Origin of the sequence: Niastella vici (assembly GCF_002077945.1) — a bacterium.
Taxonomy (GTDB): domain Bacteria; phylum Bacteroidota; class Bacteroidia; order Chitinophagales; family Chitinophagaceae; genus Niastella; species Niastella vici.
Genome location: NZ_LVYD01000002.1, coordinates 156,461 through 174,537 on the forward strand (window position 1 = coordinate 156,461; position 18,077 = coordinate 174,537).

Here is an 18,077-nt window from a genome sequence, read left to right on the forward strand (position 1 = left end):
ACTTTATTTCTTACGTACACTTACCGAAATTCTTCTATCCATTCTTCTTTTTTCATCAGAAGCATTGGCCGGAGCTTTTGCAAATTTAGAACCGTACCCTTCAGCGCCGGATAATTGCGCATCAGTAATACCGTTATTCTTCAGTTCGGCTACCACCGCTTCTGCTCTTGATTGTGATAATTTCCGGTTGGCCGTTTCATCGCCGGTTACATCCGTATATCCACCTATTTTGATACTGGCATTAGGGTATGCTTTCAAAATGGCAGCAATATTCCTGATCTGCGGCATGCTTTCAGTGGTAATAATTGAACTGCCGGTCTCAAAATTCAACCTGTCAAAATCAAACCAGGTGCTATTATCCACCTGTCGTGTATTATCATTTAGAAAATTAACCAACTGTTGCTCTATACCATTTTTATTTGAGTTGATCTCAACACCATTTGGCAACTTCACTTTTACGGATCCACCAAATGGCGGTGGGGTTGCAATGACGCCAGGCTCTGCATTTTTGCGGGTGGAATTATTTCTACCAGCAAAATACCATATTATACCCAGGAGGGCTAGTACCAATATTGCAGGCACCAGCCACTTTGACCGGGATGATCTTCTCATAGTCTGTGTCATATCCCTGGCCTGAGTCGTAGCGCCTGTTACGGCGCCCGTTACCTGATTACCGATGTTACCAAGACTGCTTAACCCCAATGCACCGGCCAAATTAAGCCCGGATGGCAATGCATTCAGTATGCTATCTTTTTGACTGCGCAGGTAAGAAAGAAAAGTTCGCTCATTCATGTTCGTTGACATAGCATGTGTGCCTAAAGTACCCATCGCAGCCGGTGCCGCCATGCTCATTAAAGAAGATGCGGACGTAGATCTGATGCCTGCAAAATTCGAGATCATATTGATAACGTCGTTCAGGCGGTTACCAAATATCCCTTTCAGCAGATCGCTTCCTCTTTCGAGCAAACTGTTATTACCTAAAAAATTACCAATTCCCGATAACATACCGCTATTCGCTGTATCCTTTGCCATTGAAAGAATGCTACCGGCATTGCCCGACCCGGCTTTATTTAAAATACCTGATAGCACAGAGGGAACAATTCCCGACACAGCATTTTGCACCCTGGTTTCATCTTCATTTAATGAGGTGCTGGCTTTTGAGATGAGATCACCACTCAAAAGACTCTTTACTGAATCTATGAGATTGAGTTCCATAATTTTAAATTTTAAAATTATTAATTGATTTCCCCGGGGAGTAGATTAAAACAGGAGTGACAGGATACAAACTGAGGGGTTAAAAAGGAATTACCGGATACGAGTTAATGAGGAACGTATTAGCTACTAAAGGTAGGTCATTACATATTCTATTCAAAAATTATTCAAGTGGGAAGAAAACACAGCAATATGGGGTCATCTTTACACATAAGTTCTTAATGAATAGAGTGGTTTTTTTTGAAGAAAATATTGATTAAGATCAAAACCTGACGTTCCCCTGCACCAGTTAACAACAATATCCTTATTTTTATCCTATACGTTAGTGTTAGTACATACCAAAAACCTTACTAATTATGGGAAAATTTGTAATCACCAAACAAGTGAACGGGGAGTTCAGGTTCAGCTTAAAAGCCGGCAACGGCGAAACCATTCTCACCAGCGAAGGCTATACCACAAAATCAAATTGCCAGAACGGTATTGATTCAGTAAAACGTAATGCGCCGGACGAGAACAAGTACGACCGCAAAATATCCTCCAACGGTAAATTCTATTTCACCCTGGAAGCGGCCAATGGCCAAACCATCGGGGTTAGCGAATTGTATGAAAATGAAACCGGCCGCAATAATGGTATTACGTCTGTAAAAACACAGGCGCCCGATGCCGTTATACAGGATGCAACGATCTAATAAGCAAAGCACAATTCAGCTAATGCGGGCCCTTGAAAAGGCTCGCATTTTTTTACAGGAGAATGCCTCACATTACACTTCATCTTTCAGTTAAACGACTGCCTGAATGCAAGGGGCGACAGATTCGTTTTTGTTTTGAATAATTTGTTGAACGACTGCGGATGTTCGAACCCCAGCTCGTAGGCAATTTCGCTTACCGATAAACTGGTGGTTGATAATTTTTCCTTGGCCTTTTCAATTAACTTATTGTGAATATGCTGCTGGGTGCTTTGCCCCGTCAGCACTTTCAACAACCCGCTTAAGTAATTGGGCGACACATTCAACTCGCCGGCAATTTGTTGAACCGTTGGCAGTCCTTTACTGGCCAGCACCTCATCATTGAAATAGTGTGTCAGTAATTCTTCGAGGCGATGCAGAATGGTATGGTTCGCGATCTTCCTGGTAATGAACTGGCGATGATAGAACCGTTCTGAATAAGAAAGCAATAATTCCAACTGGGCAATAATGATGTCCTGGCTGAATTTGTCGATATTAGTGTGATACTCCTGCTCAATATTTTGCATCAGGGCTGTAATAGTAGCTTCTTCTTTTTCTGACAGGAAAAGGGCTTCATTAACTGCATAATCAAAAAACTCATATTGTTTTATTGTTTTGGCCAGGCGTGTATTCCAAAGGAAATCAGGATGAACGAGCAACATCCATCCTGATTGTTTAAATTCCTGCTGGCTTTTAGATTCTATCTTAAACACCTGCCCCGGTGAAACAAAGAACATTATGCCTTCATCAAAATCATATTCCTGCTGACCGTATTTCATGCGGGCGTTAAAATTCCTTTTTAGCGAAATGGCATAATAATCATTTATCCAGCTTGTTGCTGCGGGCGGCGGTGTTTTCAACAGTCCCAGGTTAATTACACTGATCAACGGGTGCTCCGGCTTTGGAAGCCCTTTAAACTGATGAAACTCCGCTATTGTTTTAAACCGGTGCGGTTGTTTGTTCGCCATATTTCAATATAATCAGTTTTGTTTATATGCAGCTGCAAAATCCCTGGCAAAATCGGTCATCTTTATTTTTCCGGTTACGGGCGGTTTTTCGATAAAATAATCCCGCAATAATTCGCCCGAATGAATGCTTGCATTCAACTCTACCAGGCCTGCAGCAGCCTGGGGCGCAATACCGGCCGCTTCCAGCTCGCTTTGCAATTCCTCGTTGGAAATAGTGAGCCATTGCAAACCGGGTTTTCCAATAGCAGCTCCTAAAATACGGGCCACTTCGTTGCAGGATACTTCATCACTGACCACATACCGCACTTTTATGCCTGTTGCAGGTGTTACCAGCTCTTCCGCAACTGCTGCTGCAATATCAATGGGCGAAACCCATGATACCATATCGGCGCCCCCATAGTTCGAAATGATATTACCAGCATGCCTTATAACAGTTAAAAAGTTAAATAAGTTGTAATAGAAAGAAGTAGGCCGCATATACGTAATGGAAATGCCGGGAATTTCTTTCAGTTTGTTTTCCAGGTAATTGACAGAAAGAATGAAGCCGGTGCCTTTATCAAGGTGCGCGCCAATACTGCTGAGTGGTATTACCCGCCGCACACCCGATACCTTTATGGCTTGTGCATAACTATTGCTGATCGTACGGTGATATTCCATAATATCCAATGTGTGATTGAAAAGGTCAGGGGGCGGCAGCATACAATACACAGCATCTGCACCGGTAAACGTGGCAGTTAAAAATGAAGTGTCTTCTAACCGGCCAATGGCTGCCCTTGCGCCCAGCGCTTCAATTTCTTTTTGCTTTTCCGGTTTACTGCTGATCACGGTAACGGTATGTCCCTGTTGTATCAATATGGTTGCGAGGGGTTTGCTGATGTGCCCCAAAGATCCTGTAATAACTAGTTTCATTTTGCTGTTTTTTAATAGTGCAAAGCTTCGCAATGCTTTACAAACAACGGTAGCCAAATCTATCATTGTTGTAGTCAAATATAACGGGGGCAACCCACCCCACTGTCGCATTCACCCCCTGAAATTGTCCCAACCACACCCCGCCCTGAGTTAAAAATTGTATGAACTTTATAACATAAGCAAACCCAATTTTTTAATTATAGAAATTGATCACCATGGAAAAACAGGAATTTAAAATAGCCATTGACGCCCCCCGTGAAAAAGTATGGAAGGTATTATGGGCCGATGATACGTATCGCGCCTGGACGGCCCCCTTTTCGGAAGGATCGCATGCCATCACCGACTGGAAAAAAGGCAGCAAGGTATTGTTCCTCGATGGAAGAGGTATGGGCATGGTATCAACTATTGATGAAACCATCCCCAATCAATACATAAGTTTCCAACACCTGGGCGTTGTTAAGAATGGGGTTGAAGACACCGATAGCGAAGAAGTAAAACAATGGGCCGGGGCACATGAGAACTACACGCTGAATGAGGATAACGGAAGAACGGAACTCGTTGTTGATATGGATATTAACGATGCCTTCAAGGACTACTTTTCGGCCACCTTTCCCAAAGCATTACAAATGGTGAAGGAGTTGGCGGAAAGTTAGTTTTTTAGTTTACAGTTCAAAGTTCCTGGTTAACGGGAAGTCAAAATTGAAAACTTTGAACTGTTAACTGTGAACTTTGAACTTTAAACTTTTGAACCCGAACTTACCAAAGTGAACCATTTTTATCAGATGGTTCACTTTTTTTTACAATAGCCCCAAAAACTAACCTTAATTAGCACTACATTCAACTTTTTGCGCATTGTTACAACCGTCCTTCACAAAAGACCGTCATTTATAATTGATTCACTAACTTTATCAAAACCAATATCATGGCTTCCTATACAATTACCGTTAACAATAAACAACACACCGTTGATGTTTCGCCCGATACGCCGTTGCTATGGGTGTTGCGCGATGAACTGAACCTGGTAGGTACCAAGTTTGGTTGCGGTATTGCCCAATGTGGTGCCTGTACGGTACTGATGAACGACAATGCCATCCGTTCCTGCTCCTACCCTGTTTCGGCAGTGGGCGTTAACAAGATCACCACCATTGAAGGGTTAAGCGATAACGGCGATCACCCGGTGCAACAAGCCTGGGATGAAATGGATGTGCCCCAATGTGGTTATTGCCAAAGCGGACAGGTTATGGCTGCTGTGGCGCTGCTAAAAAGAAAGCCCCACCCCACCGATGAGGACATCAATGCTGCCATGAGTAATATTTGCAGATGTGGTACGTATGTACGGATACGTAAAGCAGTTCATATGGCTGCGGAAAAAACGAAGTAACACCACATTGGCATTCACTCATCAACTTATCAATCATGAAACAGGTTCCTGCTAATATATCCCGAAGACATTTTTTAAAAATAACCTCTCTCGCCGGCGGCGGCGTGTTGTTTGGTTTTGAACTGCTGGCGAACGTAGCGCCGGAAACGGCAGCCGATGCGGCGCCCCTCTTCTCGCCCAATGCTTATCTCTCCATAGATCCCAAAGGCATTGTAACACTGATGGCGCCCAATCCCGAGATCGGCCAGGGTGTAAAAACTTCTTTGCCCATGTTGCTGGCTGAAGAGCTGGATGTGGATTGGAATAAAGTGGTGATCAACCAGGCTGCATTCGATAAAGACAAATACGGCAACCAGTCGGCCGGTGGCAGTGGCGCCATTAAAGGCCGGTATGAACCGATCAGAAAAGCAGGCGCCGTAGCGCGCATGATGCTCATAGCAGCAGCAGCGCAAACCTGGAGTGTACCGGAATCGGAATGCAGTACAGAAAACGGTTTCGTCATTCATGCCGCCAGCGGAAAAAAACTCAGCTATGGCGAACTGGCTACCAAATCGGCTTCCATGCCGGTGCCGGAAAACATCAAACTGAAAGACCCGTCAGCTTTCAAAATTATCGGGAAACGCATTAAGAATATTGATAACAGGAATATCCTTACCGGCAAACCGCTGTTCGGCATCGATACCCGGCGCGAAGGCATGCTGTTTTGTATGGTATCGCGGCCGCCGGCCTTTGGCAAGAAATTAAAATCGTTCGACGATACCGAAGCCCGCAAAATACCCGGCGTCAAAAACGTCGTGCGCACCGATACGGTGGTGGCCGTGCTCGCCACCAATACCTGGGCAGCCAGAAAAGGACGCGATGCATTGAAAGTTGAATGGGAAGATGCCGGTAAACTGGAAAGCACTACCGAACATATAGAAGCTTTTAAAAATCTGATCCAACAAAAAAGCGAAAAGCCCGATCGCAATGATGGCGATGCAGACAAAGCATTGAGTGGCGCTAAAAAAGTGATTGAAAGCGTGTATGAAGTGCCGGTGCTGAGCCATGCACCCATGGAGCCCATCAACTTTTTTGCCGATGTGCGCGATGGCAAGGCCGACCTGTACGGCCCCACCCAGGTACCCGGCCGGGCCCGCACCGATGTAGCCAAAGCATTAGGTATTCCGGAAGATAACATCACGCTGGGACTGCCCCGCCAGGGCGGCGGTTTTGGCAGAAAACTACGCAGCGATAATGTGGTAGAAGCGGCACAGATCTCTGCCGTTGCCAAAGCGCCCATACAAATGTTATGGACACGCGAAGATGATATGCAGGGTGATTTTTACAGGCCCAATGGCATGTACCGCTACCGCGCTGCCATCAACAACAATAATGAGCTCGATGGCTGGTACCTTACCGCCGTGGCCCTGAATGGCCGCGCCGCCGCTGCTGATAATTTCCCCGCCGGCGCACTGGCCAATTACCGGGTAGATGGACAAGGCCTCACCTCGAATATACAAACCGGCCCCTGGCGTGCGCCCACGCATAATGCCATCGGGTTTGCCGAACAAAGTTTTCTCGATGAAATAGCGCATGAGCTAAAGAAAGACCCCATTGCATTCCGCCTCGAACTGCTGGAAAAAGCAACAACCAATCCCGTTGGCAAGGTGAACTATAATGTAGAGAAGTTCAAAGGCGTTATTAACCAGGTTCGCCAAATGAGCAACTGGGACAAAAAAACACCGGGCCGCTTTAAAGGTTTTGCCGCGTATTATTCTTTCAGCACCTATGTAGCCGAAGTGGCCGAGGTTTCTATAGTGAACGGTAAACCCAAAGTACATAAAGTGTGGGCAGCTGTCAACTGCGGACAGGTAGTGAACCTGAGCGGCGCCGAAAACCAGGTGCAGGGCGCTATCGTTGATGGCCTGGGCCATGCCATGTATACGGCCATCACGCTCGATAAGGGGGCCGTTCAACAGAAAAATTTCAACACCTATAAAATGATGCGGATGCAGGATGCCCCGCTCGATGTGGAAGTGCAATTTGTAGCCACCAACGAGGCGCCTACAGGTTTGGGTGAGCCCGCTTTGCCACCGATAGCCGCCGTGGTATGCAACGCCATTTTTGCCGCTACGGGGAAAAGGATCCGAAGACTGCCATTTAATGAAGCTTTTACAGCGAAGTAAGTAATAAGGGGCTCAGAAAAAACGGACATTAATGGGCTATTGATTATTTTTATGGGGTATGAGCAAACTGTCATCCTGGTTCAACCTTATTAAAAATAATATCCGCACCGGTCATTCGAAAGACGCCGAATCCTTTTCGCGGTTCCTGTTCAAAAATGCCGACAACAAGCGATACCTCGATTGGGGTTTTGCCGCCATCATTATTCAGTTTGTCATTTTCAAGCTTTGCTATCCGTTTGCGGATTTCTTTGCAGACAGCTACACCTATATTAATGCAGCAGCCCATCACCATAACATCAGCTTCAGGCCAATAGGTTATTCCAGATTCCTGGAAGGTATACATTGGGTAACAACATCAGACACCTCACTAACTTTTATTCAATACTTTATAATACAGGCGGGCGCATTGACCCTGTTCTTCACCATCCGGTATTTTTATCCACTTCGTAAGGTCATTAGCAATATAATGTTTATTGTATTGGTTTTCAACCCGGCGAACTTGTATATCAGCAATTATATCTGCAGCGATGCCGTGTATATAGGATTATGCCTGATCTGGTTTTCTCTGTTACTCTGGATCATTAACCGGCCGGCCTGGATACAGTTAATACTATTGAGCGGTTTGATGTTCCTTATATTCACTCTGCGTTTTGCAGCTATCTTCCTGCCTGCCATTGCATTATTTGCTTTGCTGCTAAGCAATCGCAACCTGTTATTTAAACTAACCGGCACCGTATTAATGGTTCTGCCCATTTCGCTCACCGTGCAATACATTAAAAACATTACCGCAAAAGAAACCGGCATCCCCATATTTTCGGCCTTCGGCAGCTGGATGTCGATGAACAATGCGCTGCATATGTACCCGTATATTAAAGTACAGGATGCCGATCTTCCCTCAACAGATTGTAAAGAACTCAATAGAATCGTAAAACAATATTTCAATTCGCATGCTGCGAACAAGCCGTATCCTACCTTAACGTTTGATTATTTATGGGCATTGAATTCGCCATTGAAGGAATACCAGCGTTCGGTACAAGCCAGCAAAAAGATCAGTAACTATTTCTGCGCCTGGCATGCAGTGGCGCCTGTTTTTTCACAGTACAGTAATAGCCTTTCGCTGCAACATCCCGCTGTTTTTGCGCATTATTATCTTTGGCCCAATATCAAATGGTATTGTCTGCCGCCCCTTGAATCCTTCATTATTTATAATGTGGGAAATGATACGGTAGATTCTGTCGCTATTAAATGGTTCAGGTATAAAGGGGAGCGTGTAACCTGTATCAATAAAACCATTCAGGCTACAATTCTGCAACCGCAGCCTTACTGGTTCCTGCTGGTAAACATTATTTGCTGCGGAGCGCTGGCCGTTGTGCTCGTAAAAGCAAAACGCTATGCCCTGCCACCGGCCTTATTAAGAACACTCCTTTTGGCCGGCGGTTTCTGGATCGTTAATTTCTGCTTCAGCATTTATGCCGCCCCCATCGTATTCCGGTTCGAGCTGTTCCCGGCAATCGTTTTCACCGCATTTTCATTATTACTGATTGACCGGCTATTGAAAAAAAACACTCACCATTCAGCATTGCAGTAAGCCTGCGTCCATAAGGTCACATGTAATAACACGGCTTTGCACCAGGCTTTGTACATTTTTTCAATAACCCCCAGGCTATGACCTTTTTTGACCAGAAAAGGTTTTATGGTATCGTTCACCACTGCCGTAAAAGCCAGCACATACCGCATAGGAATATACGGAGCGGCATTGGCCCCGTCGGTCTTGTTTTTCTTTTCATGCATATGCCGCAACCCGATCTCATGCTGGTAATTCAACCAATCCTGATCATACGGTTTGGTGCATACGTCAATGATCCATTGCTTGAACCGTTCCTTTACTTTTGATTTATATTCTTCATCGGGATTGCCCTGCGCATCTTTGAAATAACAGGCCAGATGCGGCATTGAGTTGATAACGCCCCGCCATAAATTGACGATTGATTCCGTTTGGTCTTCCAGCACACTCCCTGCCACTCGTAAATATCTTGCATCTTCTGAATCAAATGTTATGGTTTGCTTTAACAGATCCAGCTCTTTCATAGTTACGGGCGAGGTGGCCAACCCGGCTGCCCCATAGTCGTACCCGGCAACATGGTCCACTGCATTTTGCATAACTAATTGTTTTTATTCATTTTAAAAAAGCTGAAAAAACCGTACCACCCCGTTTTACCACACATTCCGCGGACAGGTATCCCCATAACGGTTGCCGATCAGGAAGCCGATCATTAACTCATGGGTACCTTTACTATAGGTACGCAGGTCGGTTTTTGTGATATCGTATGAATATCCAATGTTGAAAGTATTGGCCACATTGAGGCCCAGCATGGCAGCATACCCATCGAACTGGCGGTAGCTCCCTCCTACCCACAACAGATCGCGGTATTGCAACTTAACATTAAACTCAGCCTGATAATCATTCTTAAAAGCTCCATTGATATATTTAACCATCACCGAAGGAAGTGCATTGATATCTTCTGTAAGCAGGAAGCGATAACCGGCCGTCATAAATAAATGCGGCACCAGCTTTCCGGTTGTTTTGAACGTGGCATCATCAACAAAGGCCAGCTTTTGCGGTACCAGTTGCTGGGCCGATACCCCAACAAAATAATCGGCCGAATACAGCCAGAGCCCGGCAGAGAAATCGGGTTTTAATTTCCGCAGGTCCTTTGCCACCGCCCCGCCAATGGCGGGGTCGGCCGGGTCGGAACCGAAAAAGGCCTTGCCATTTGCATTCAACCCCACCGAAGTGATACCGCCCGCAAAACCGGCTGCCAAACTCGTTCTTGGGCTTAACCCGATATGATAAGCATAACTAATATTGACGGTGAACCGGTTGAAATTCCCTGTTCTGTCATTGATCACACTCATGCCAATGCCATGATGCGGTTCCGATGCGGTATAGCTTTCCCAGTAGGCACTGCCCCTGGGGTTTTCGCCGGGAATTTCAAATGAGGTGGCAGTTGTCTTCAGGTCCTTTTTCCCCAACGGCGCATGAATGGTAAGGTAGGCCGTACGCGGTGCGCCATTCAACCCCACCCATTGATCCCGCGCACTGATCTTTACATCGGTATAATTCTCAATGCCGGTAAGGGCCGGGTTCAGAATATAATTATTCAGTATATACTGGGTATAATGTGATCGCTGCTGTGCAACAACAACCTGACACAAATACATTCCTGTCACCAACAACAATATCTTCTTCATTGTATATCGTTATTAAATTTGAACTATTTTATCGAATGATGTCTATATATCCGGTTACTGGCTTTTGACCGTTCTTCGGATCAATTATATAATAGTAAGTACCAACCGGCATATCCTTGCCGTTCACCCGGCCATCCCATGGCGTGTAGTTGGTCATTTTAAACACTACCTGTCCGTAGCGGTTATAGATCTGCACCACATTACCTGGATAATTCTGCAGGTTCTCGATCACCCATTTATCGTGAATATTATCGCCATTGGGCGAAAAGATATTCGGCACAACCAGGGTTTGCTGAAACACGGCAGCGGTAAAGCGCGTACTGCAGCCCTGTGAATTGGTTACCGTTACCCAAAAATCACCGGTTGCTTTTACGGCTATCGATGAAGCGGTTTCACCGGTACTCCAGGCATAGGTGTAACCAGGTGCGGTGGGCGCCGTTAACTGCACCCCACTGGTAAAGCCGGGTGTGGTTATTACAGCAGGCCCCAGTTGTGTTTGTGTTATAGCACCTGAGGGCACTGGCTTAACAGTGAGCTGTGCGCTTACATAATTAAAGCTGTAATTGTTTGATGAACCACCCGATGGTGTTAGGGTATAATTGCCCGCTGCAGTATAATTGGGAATGGCTACAGTTGGCTGCCGGGTGAGGTCATTGGCATCATCGCCATTCTTAAACCCGCTGTAGTTTATCGTTCCTGCGGTAAGTACATCACGCAAACAAATGGTGGTATCCCTGGCAGTAACCGTTAACACCGCTTTGTTGATGATGAGGTTGGCCGGTACATAGATCAATATGTAATTGCTGCTTAATGCCAGCGTGCTTTGATTAATGGTATAGCTGCCTGCATTTTCGCCCGGTGTTCTGCCGATGGCGCCGACAAACACATCGGTTCCAACCAGGGCCGGCGTATACTTATAAGTAAGCGCAGGGTCAGGATCGCCATAGATCTTCGTTTGTGCATCAGCAGTTGCCGTGATTGTTTTCGGCGTAATGGTAAGGCTGTTGCCATTAAACGTAATAAGATAATTACCGCTCAACGTCAATGATCCCTGATTAATAGTATAGACGCCCACATTCTCACCGGCAATACGCAACAGCGAACCGGTAAACACATCAGTTCCAACAAGGGCTGGCGCATACATATACGTTAATGCAGGGTCTGCATCGCCATAGGTCTTTGTTTTGGCATCCACCGTTACCGTGATCGCTTTTTTGGTAATGGTAAGGTTGCTGCCAGTATATACAATTGTATAATTCGCGCTCAGCGCCAGGGTTCCCTGGTTAATAGCGTAGGTGCCCACATTCTCACCAGCGGTCCGCGACAGTGAACCGGTGAACGCATCGGTTCCAACCAATGCCGGCGCATAGGTATAAGTAAGCGCCGGATCGGCATTGCCATACACTTTTGTTTTGGCATCGGCCGTAACGGTAATTGTCTTTTGGGTTATGGTGAGGTTATTACCAATATAAGTTATGGTATAGTTGCTGCTCAACGCCAGGGTGCCCTGGTTTATAGCATAAGTGCCCACATTTTCACCCGGTGCGCGGGTCAGGGCGCCGGTGAACGCATCACCCGGAGCAAGGGCTGGTAAATTGGTATACGTGAGGGCCGGATCGGCATTGCCATAGGTCTTCGTTTTTGCATCGGCCGTAATGGTAATGGCCAGCGGTGTAATAACACCCACGGCGGCGCTTATATCGCTCGTGTTGCTGATAATATAATTAGCGGCGGCGGTACCGGTAAGGCTGATGTTCGCCAATGGAACGGTGATGGTTTTACCGGTGCCCACATCTTTGGTATCGTATAGGGCATTGTTGCTGCTCAGGGTAATCACCACATTATCGGCGCCCACGATATCGCCTGCTGCAAACTGCAAATTGGCAGCGTTGATGGTAGCCGTGGTATTGCCATCATATACTTTGGTAACCGGCGTAGCCGTAAGGCTGATGGTCACCGGTTTGGGATTTACGGTCAGCGTTACCGTTACATCGGGTGTTCCATTCACCGTGTGCGCGGTTATAGTGGTAACGCCTGCTTTCAGAATATGCAGATTACCGCTTACCATAGTGGCAATGGTGTTATCGGCAATAGTGAATGTAACTGGCAGGCCTGAGCAATTCGTAATATTCGGCACGGCTGCATCGGGATCACCATAGGTCTTCACCACATTGGTGAAACTCATTGGTGTGAGGGGGGCTTGCAACTCATAAGCGCCCATATCAACCGTTGTATTGAAAATACGGGCATTACCGGCCATGTCGGTTGTAATGCTGCCGGGCACCAGCGCATTGCTGCCCATATTGGCGGCCGGACTGCAAGGAGTTAGCTGTAATCCATCATCGGCGGTGCGCCAAATACCATCGGCGCCGGCTGTATTGGCAGCATCCACAAATTGGGGATCAAGATCGAGATTAGGCAATGCCGGCGCCGTGCCTTTCACCAGCGAGTGATCATTATTGAATGTTCCCTGGTTATTCAACTGTTGTGCAGGCGTACCCCAGGCAATACTGTTATAAAAATTTACCGTAGAACCGGAATAAATACTGATGCCATTACTGTTGGTTTTGATAGTACTTTGCGTGGTGTTGCCCGACAAGGTAACATTCGCACAATTGAAGATACCGGTATAGGCCATTAAAGCGCCACCACCATCATCATTGGCGCCACCGGCGATATTGTTTGCCAATACGCTGTTGTTAAGATTGATGACACCGCCACCGCCCATCATCTGCAAGGCGCCACCGGAACCAATATCGCCCAAAGCATTTACGCACACATTGCCATCAAATACACTATACGTTATGGTAGCCACAGCACTACTGCTACCACATATGGCTCCTCCACCGCCGGTCGCTCTGTTTGCCGTAAATATGCAATTCGTCAATGTTGTATTCGATCCTGTATTGTTAAACATAGCACCACCATAGGTATATCCGGTGCCGGGCGGATATGGTACCGCATTATTGGCGATAAAGCTGCAATTGGTAAATACAGGCGTACTCGTATTATTTTGAGTAAATACAGCCCCACCGAGGCTGTAAGCCGTATTACCGGTAAAATTACACCCGGTAACTACCGGACTGGCCTGGTTATCGCATGCCATGGCACCGCCATAGGCCATGCAATGGTTATTTGTAAATGTGCAATTCTCAATTAAGGGAGAAGAGATATCCATCTCCAAACCACCGGCCAGTATTTTGGAAGTATTGGCGGTAAAGGTGAGGTTACGCAAAGCAGTTTTCTGGCCCTGGGCATTATTTTTCACATACAAGCCCCCGCCATGTCCCTGGTATACCGGTGCAGTACCATAACTCACCGTTCCGGTTCCATCGGCATTTCCTTTTGTAAGGGTAAATCCATCAACCACAATACTATCGACCCCGGCAAAAATACCCCCTATCACCATTACGTGGTAACTGTTATCGAGCGTATCATTCAACGTACCTATGTCGCCGCTCAATACCGTAGCGTTGGCGGCAACATCACGAACACCGCCGCCATTGGGATAGCCCCCGTATAATTTCAAGCCACCGCGCAGGATCGTAAAGCTGCTATCGCGCTTAACGCCATTCTGCGCACCAGTGGGATAATACGTACCTTTCGCTACCCAGATCTCCTGCACATTATTGCTATACTTCGCTATATCCATCGCAGTTGACAGGGTCTTTAAAGAACTGGTCCAGGCATCGCCGCAATTGGCGTCATTGCCGTTGAGGTCATCTACATACAAAATATTGTTCGCCGGTTGTACGGTAACGGTATAGATTATTGGCGAACCATCGCATCCATTCGCCTTGGGCGTAATGGTATATACAGCGGTACCGGGTATGCCGCCGTTATTGGTTAACTGTTGTGCAATGGTGGTACCGCTGCCGTTGCTGGCGCCAGTAACATTGGTTTGCACCACCGTCCAGGTATAGGTTGTTCCACCAATAGTTGAGGAAGGAGTTATATTGGTAGTAGCGCGATTACAGATGGTGATACCCGCTGAACCCAATGTGGCCACCGGTAATGGTTTAATGGTAAACGACTTGCTTACCTGTGCCGATGTACCACATGCGTCCGTTGCATCGGCATAGATGGTGTACGCACCTGGCGCGAGGGCAGCACCCGCATTAATGCTGGGTCCTGTACCCAATGAAGGTGTTCCAGAAGCGTTATAGCTCCAGTTGATGGCCGAAAAAGGTCCAACGCCATTGGCAGTGGATGTGCTGAAAGTAATATCCTGATTCTGGCAAGCCGAAGCTGCAGACACGTTAATAGTTGTTAACTCTGCCGTATGGCCCTCTATCATAACCGACAGTGGATTAACCAGGCCAATACAGGTATTGTCGCAGCCAACGGGTCCGGCACATTTACGGAATAATTTGTAGGTTATGCTCATGGGCGAAGGCGTACAGGAAGGCGCGGGCGCGCAACCCATTAAACCGGGAAACGCATAATAACCGGCCCACATAGTGCCCGGACCGGTAGCGCTTCCATCCCTCCACACCTGGCCGGCGCCAGGGCTGTAACAGGTACCGCTTTGCATCTGCACGGCAAACTGTTCCAGCCCGCAAGGGGCGTTTGCCACTACATATATTTCTGATGCAATGGAGGTGATGGTAGCATTGGCAGGCGGTGTAACCGCAATAATATAATCGCAGTGATTGGCCCAGCCACAACTGGCATTGTACATGGTACCTACTGCTGATTGGGCAATGGAATTGGTACTTTGCACCAGCGGATCTATCACAACATCACCTGTTGCCAGATTATTAACTATGAATTCGGCAGGTACGGCTACACCAATCTTATTACCCGACACATGATAAGGAAAGCTGGTAACAAAGCCCGGATTTTTTTTAGCAAACCCGAATGCAGGTGCAATTTTAATAGCGGATGGTTCGCCGGTTACATCGGCATATACCGCTTCTGCCCTGTCCTTTTCATTGTCGCCATTTTGAAAGAACAATCCTTTTTCGGTCAGTCCTATAAAGGCGTCTTCAAAATACAATTCGCTATACTGCGTATAGTTGAATTGGTGAATGACAAAGCTGGTCTTTATACCGCCGCGGCTTACCCGCATTTCGGCATCAATACCGGGAAAGATATTTATGATCTTTATTCCATCGGCGCCTACTGTGTAATTGCTCCAGTTGGCTTTGGCCAGTTCGGTTTTGTTGGTTCCATTGATGCCATAGAGTGTCCAGTCGTTGAACTGCACTTTGGCCGGCGCGCTTATCCAGGTTTTATGATCTTTGACCTGAATACCCACGGGGTTCCACTGATCGGGCGCTTCATATACATTATTACCCGTTTGCCTCAACTGTGAATTAAGGGGTATCCATTCGCCGTTCCGTTGAAAATTTATCGGGTACAACCCCTTCACTATTCTATACGTGGAAGGTTTATCGGGATTGATATAAAAACTTTCAAACGCATTACACTTGCCAATCACTTCTGCAAATTTCACAGGGTCCTTGCCGAAAGTTTTGTAGCAGGCCCGTTCATTATAGGGCTGGCCGGGGTTTACCTGCTTCCACAATTCGGGAGACATTTTATTGGCAGAAGGGAAGCCGGTATAATTGGCCTCCACAATACCACCGTTGTGCGACTGTGCATCGGTGATACCGGCCACCTGTGGGTCCTGCGCCAGGGCACTCAGGCAAATCAACAGCCACATTAGTAGTAAAGAATAACGAAGGCAGGTGTGCTTTCGCTCAATCAGGTTGGTGTTTTCCTTCCATACCAATAAGAAGGATCGCAGTGTACGTTTCATGGTTTATGAGGGGTTGTAAAAGACAAAAAATAACCATTGCGAGCCCGAAGAGTATTCAGTATCGCTTCAACAGCCGCCGCGCAGACTATACTGTTGCATTAAAATAGCAATGGCATTTCTACAGGGAAATTCCTGCTCACATTAATAGACGCTCAACATTTTTGGGAATTCGTCTGCAGAGAGGCTGTAATTAGCACTTATTCATCGGCCACAGTGGTGTACATGGGATATACAGGAATACGATCATGCAGTTTCCGGTGTAAATAGTTGTTCATAAAGGGCGTTTTAGGTCTTAAAGGGGTTACAGTTTTCATAGTCTACCGGAAGTGAACGGGGGCGAAAGTACAACAGGACAATAGTATATGCAATAAATTGTATGTGAATTGCAGAAATTTGTATGTGAAATCAGTGTTGGCGGGCCAATTTGCGGACTAAAGTATTGACTTGAAAAAAAAGCGAGCCTTCCGCCAATTGGTGGAAGGCTCGCCCTGAAAGCATTTATACTCCCCTTTAGGGGGCTGGGGGGCTGAGCTTCGTTTTGATCTCTTCCAACGAAACATTTTCGGCTACTACTTTCCCTTCCCCGGTGAGCAGGAACATGGCAGGTATTGCTTTTACATTATACGCATCGGCCAAACCGGCACGGTCGAGGTAACTGTGCCAGGGAAATGCCTCGGCGGTATTGGCTTTCACCCAGTCGGCTTCTTTTTTGTCGATCGATACGCTGATGATCTCTATCCCATTGCTGCTCATTTCCTGGTAGAATTGCTTTAAGGCAGGGATTGCTTTGCGGCAGGGATTACACCAGGAAGCCCAGAAATCGATGACCACATATTTCTTTCCTTTGGCGATGGAAGCAAATGAAACCGGCTTTTGTGCTGAATCTACAAACGCCAGCGAAGGCGCTTTCAAACCAACATAACTTTTAGGATACAGGTCGGCCTGCACAACTTTACCATAATAGCTTTCCTTCGCTTCTTTCGAGAACTGTTCAAAAATAGCTTTCTCTTTTGGGGTGAAATAGTTCAATTGATCCAGCATCAGGAAGGGCCCCCACCAGCTGTCTTTGTTAGCGAGGATCAATCCCTTTATAGAATCCTCAACAGTAGTAAAGAATGCCTTCTCATCGTTAGCAAATTTTTTATAGGCATCCGAAGCAGCCAACTGCTTCTGCAGTGTGGTATCTTTCTTTACCCGTGCCGAATCCAGTTGCGCCAGTATTTCTTTATTATTGTCGTGGTAAGCTTTATACAATGCCTCCAGCCTTTCACGTAACGAAGTCTTGCGCAGGAATTCATCGTGCGCCTTGCTGCCAATAACCTTCAGGTCATTGAACTGATGTGACGTAGAACCATTCATTTCTTTCGCCGTTACACGGCCGGTCACATGAATAGCTGCATTCTCTACCATCACGCGGAACCGGCTGTAATCTTCGCCCGCTATTTTTATGACAAAAATCCGTGGCTCACTAACATTACCGGTGAATACAAATTTGCCGTTCCTCACTATCGTTTCTGCCACTGGTTTTTCGTTCTTATGCGTACCGCCCGGTATCAGTTCTATTTTAGTACCATCGGCCAGTTCTTTGAATTCGCCGGTCAGCGTGTACTTTGCTGCCCGTTGAAAGGCGTACAACGACCCCGCCACCAACAAGGCGGCCATGGCATACCCTACTTTTTTGATTAATGCTTGTTTCATTGA

12 protein-coding genes are annotated in these 18,077 nt (G+C 46.6%); 5 read left to right on the top strand and 7 right to left on the bottom strand.

Annotation, left to right across the window (positions count from 1 at the left end):
• Positions 1-3: 3 nt before the first annotated feature.
• Positions 4-1,215: an OmpA family protein gene (locus A3860_RS04150; protein ID WP_081145295.1), complete on the bottom strand. Its 1,212-nt coding sequence runs from the start codon at positions 1,213-1,215 to the stop codon at positions 4-6.
• Positions 1,216-1,568: 353 nt separating this feature from the next.
• Here A3860_RS04150 and A3860_RS04155 point away from each other — a divergent pair, with 353 nt between their 5' ends.
• Positions 1,569-1,901: a YegP family protein gene (locus A3860_RS04155; RefSeq protein WP_081145296.1), complete on the top strand. Its 333-nt coding sequence runs from the start codon at positions 1,569-1,571 to the stop codon at positions 1,899-1,901.
• 86 nt (positions 1,902-1,987) lie between these two features.
• On the opposite strand, the gene A3860_RS04160 is transcribed toward A3860_RS04155, so the two are convergent.
• Entirely contained in the window at positions 1,988-2,905 is a 918-nt protein-coding gene (locus tag A3860_RS04160; protein WP_081145297.1) for a helix-turn-helix domain-containing protein, read from the bottom strand.
• Positions 2,906-2,917: 12 nt separating this feature from the next.
• Complete coding sequence (locus tag A3860_RS04165) at positions 2,918-3,814, bottom strand: NAD(P)H-binding protein (protein WP_081145298.1); 897 nt, start codon at positions 3,812-3,814, stop codon at positions 2,918-2,920.
• A 215-nt stretch (positions 3,815-4,029) separates the two neighbouring features.
• Between A3860_RS04165 and A3860_RS04170 the strand changes: the two genes are divergently transcribed.
• The 4 genes from A3860_RS04170 to A3860_RS04185 all read left to right on the top strand — a co-directional run bounded on the left by A3860_RS04170 (position 4,030) and on the right by A3860_RS04185 (position 8,948).
• Positions 4,030-4,467, top strand: a complete 438-nt coding sequence (locus A3860_RS04170) for an SRPBCC family protein (protein WP_081145299.1) — start codon at positions 4,030-4,032, stop codon at positions 4,465-4,467.
• A gap of 269 nt (positions 4,468-4,736) precedes the next feature.
• On the top strand, positions 4,737-5,195 hold the full coding sequence (locus tag A3860_RS04175; RefSeq protein WP_081145300.1) for a (2Fe-2S)-binding protein: 459 nt from the start codon (positions 4,737-4,739) through the stop codon (positions 5,193-5,195).
• A 35-nt stretch (positions 5,196-5,230) separates the two neighbouring features.
• Complete coding sequence (locus tag A3860_RS04180; protein WP_081145301.1) at positions 5,231-7,360, top strand: xanthine dehydrogenase family protein molybdopterin-binding subunit; 2,130 nt, start codon at positions 5,231-5,233, stop codon at positions 7,358-7,360.
• Between the two features lie 58 nt (positions 7,361-7,418).
• Entirely contained in the window at positions 7,419-8,948 is a 1,530-nt protein-coding gene (locus A3860_RS04185; protein WP_081145302.1) for a hypothetical protein, read from the top strand.
• Here A3860_RS04185 and A3860_RS04190 read toward each other — a convergent pair.
• The 4 genes from A3860_RS04190 to A3860_RS04205 all read right to left on the bottom strand — a co-directional run bounded on the left by A3860_RS04190 (position 8,927) and on the right by A3860_RS04205 (position 18,074).
• Positions 8,927-9,520, bottom strand: a complete 594-nt coding sequence (locus A3860_RS04190; RefSeq protein ID WP_081145303.1) for a protoglobin domain-containing protein — start codon at positions 9,518-9,520, stop codon at positions 8,927-8,929. The genes A3860_RS04185 and A3860_RS04190 overlap by 22 nt on opposite strands.
• Before the next feature lie 54 nt (positions 9,521-9,574).
• Positions 9,575-10,612, bottom strand: a complete 1,038-nt coding sequence (locus tag A3860_RS04195; RefSeq protein WP_081145304.1) for a PorP/SprF family type IX secretion system membrane protein — start codon at positions 10,610-10,612, stop codon at positions 9,575-9,577.
• A 28-nt stretch (positions 10,613-10,640) separates the two neighbouring features.
• Complete coding sequence (locus A3860_RS04200; protein ID WP_081145305.1) at positions 10,641-16,376, bottom strand: MBG domain-containing protein; 5,736 nt, start codon at positions 16,374-16,376, stop codon at positions 10,641-10,643.
• Positions 16,377-16,886: 510 nt separating this feature from the next.
• Positions 16,887-18,074: a TlpA disulfide reductase family protein gene (locus tag A3860_RS04205; protein WP_081145306.1), complete on the bottom strand. Its 1,188-nt coding sequence runs from the start codon at positions 18,072-18,074 to the stop codon at positions 16,887-16,889.
• Between the last annotated feature and the right edge of the window lie 3 nt (positions 18,075-18,077).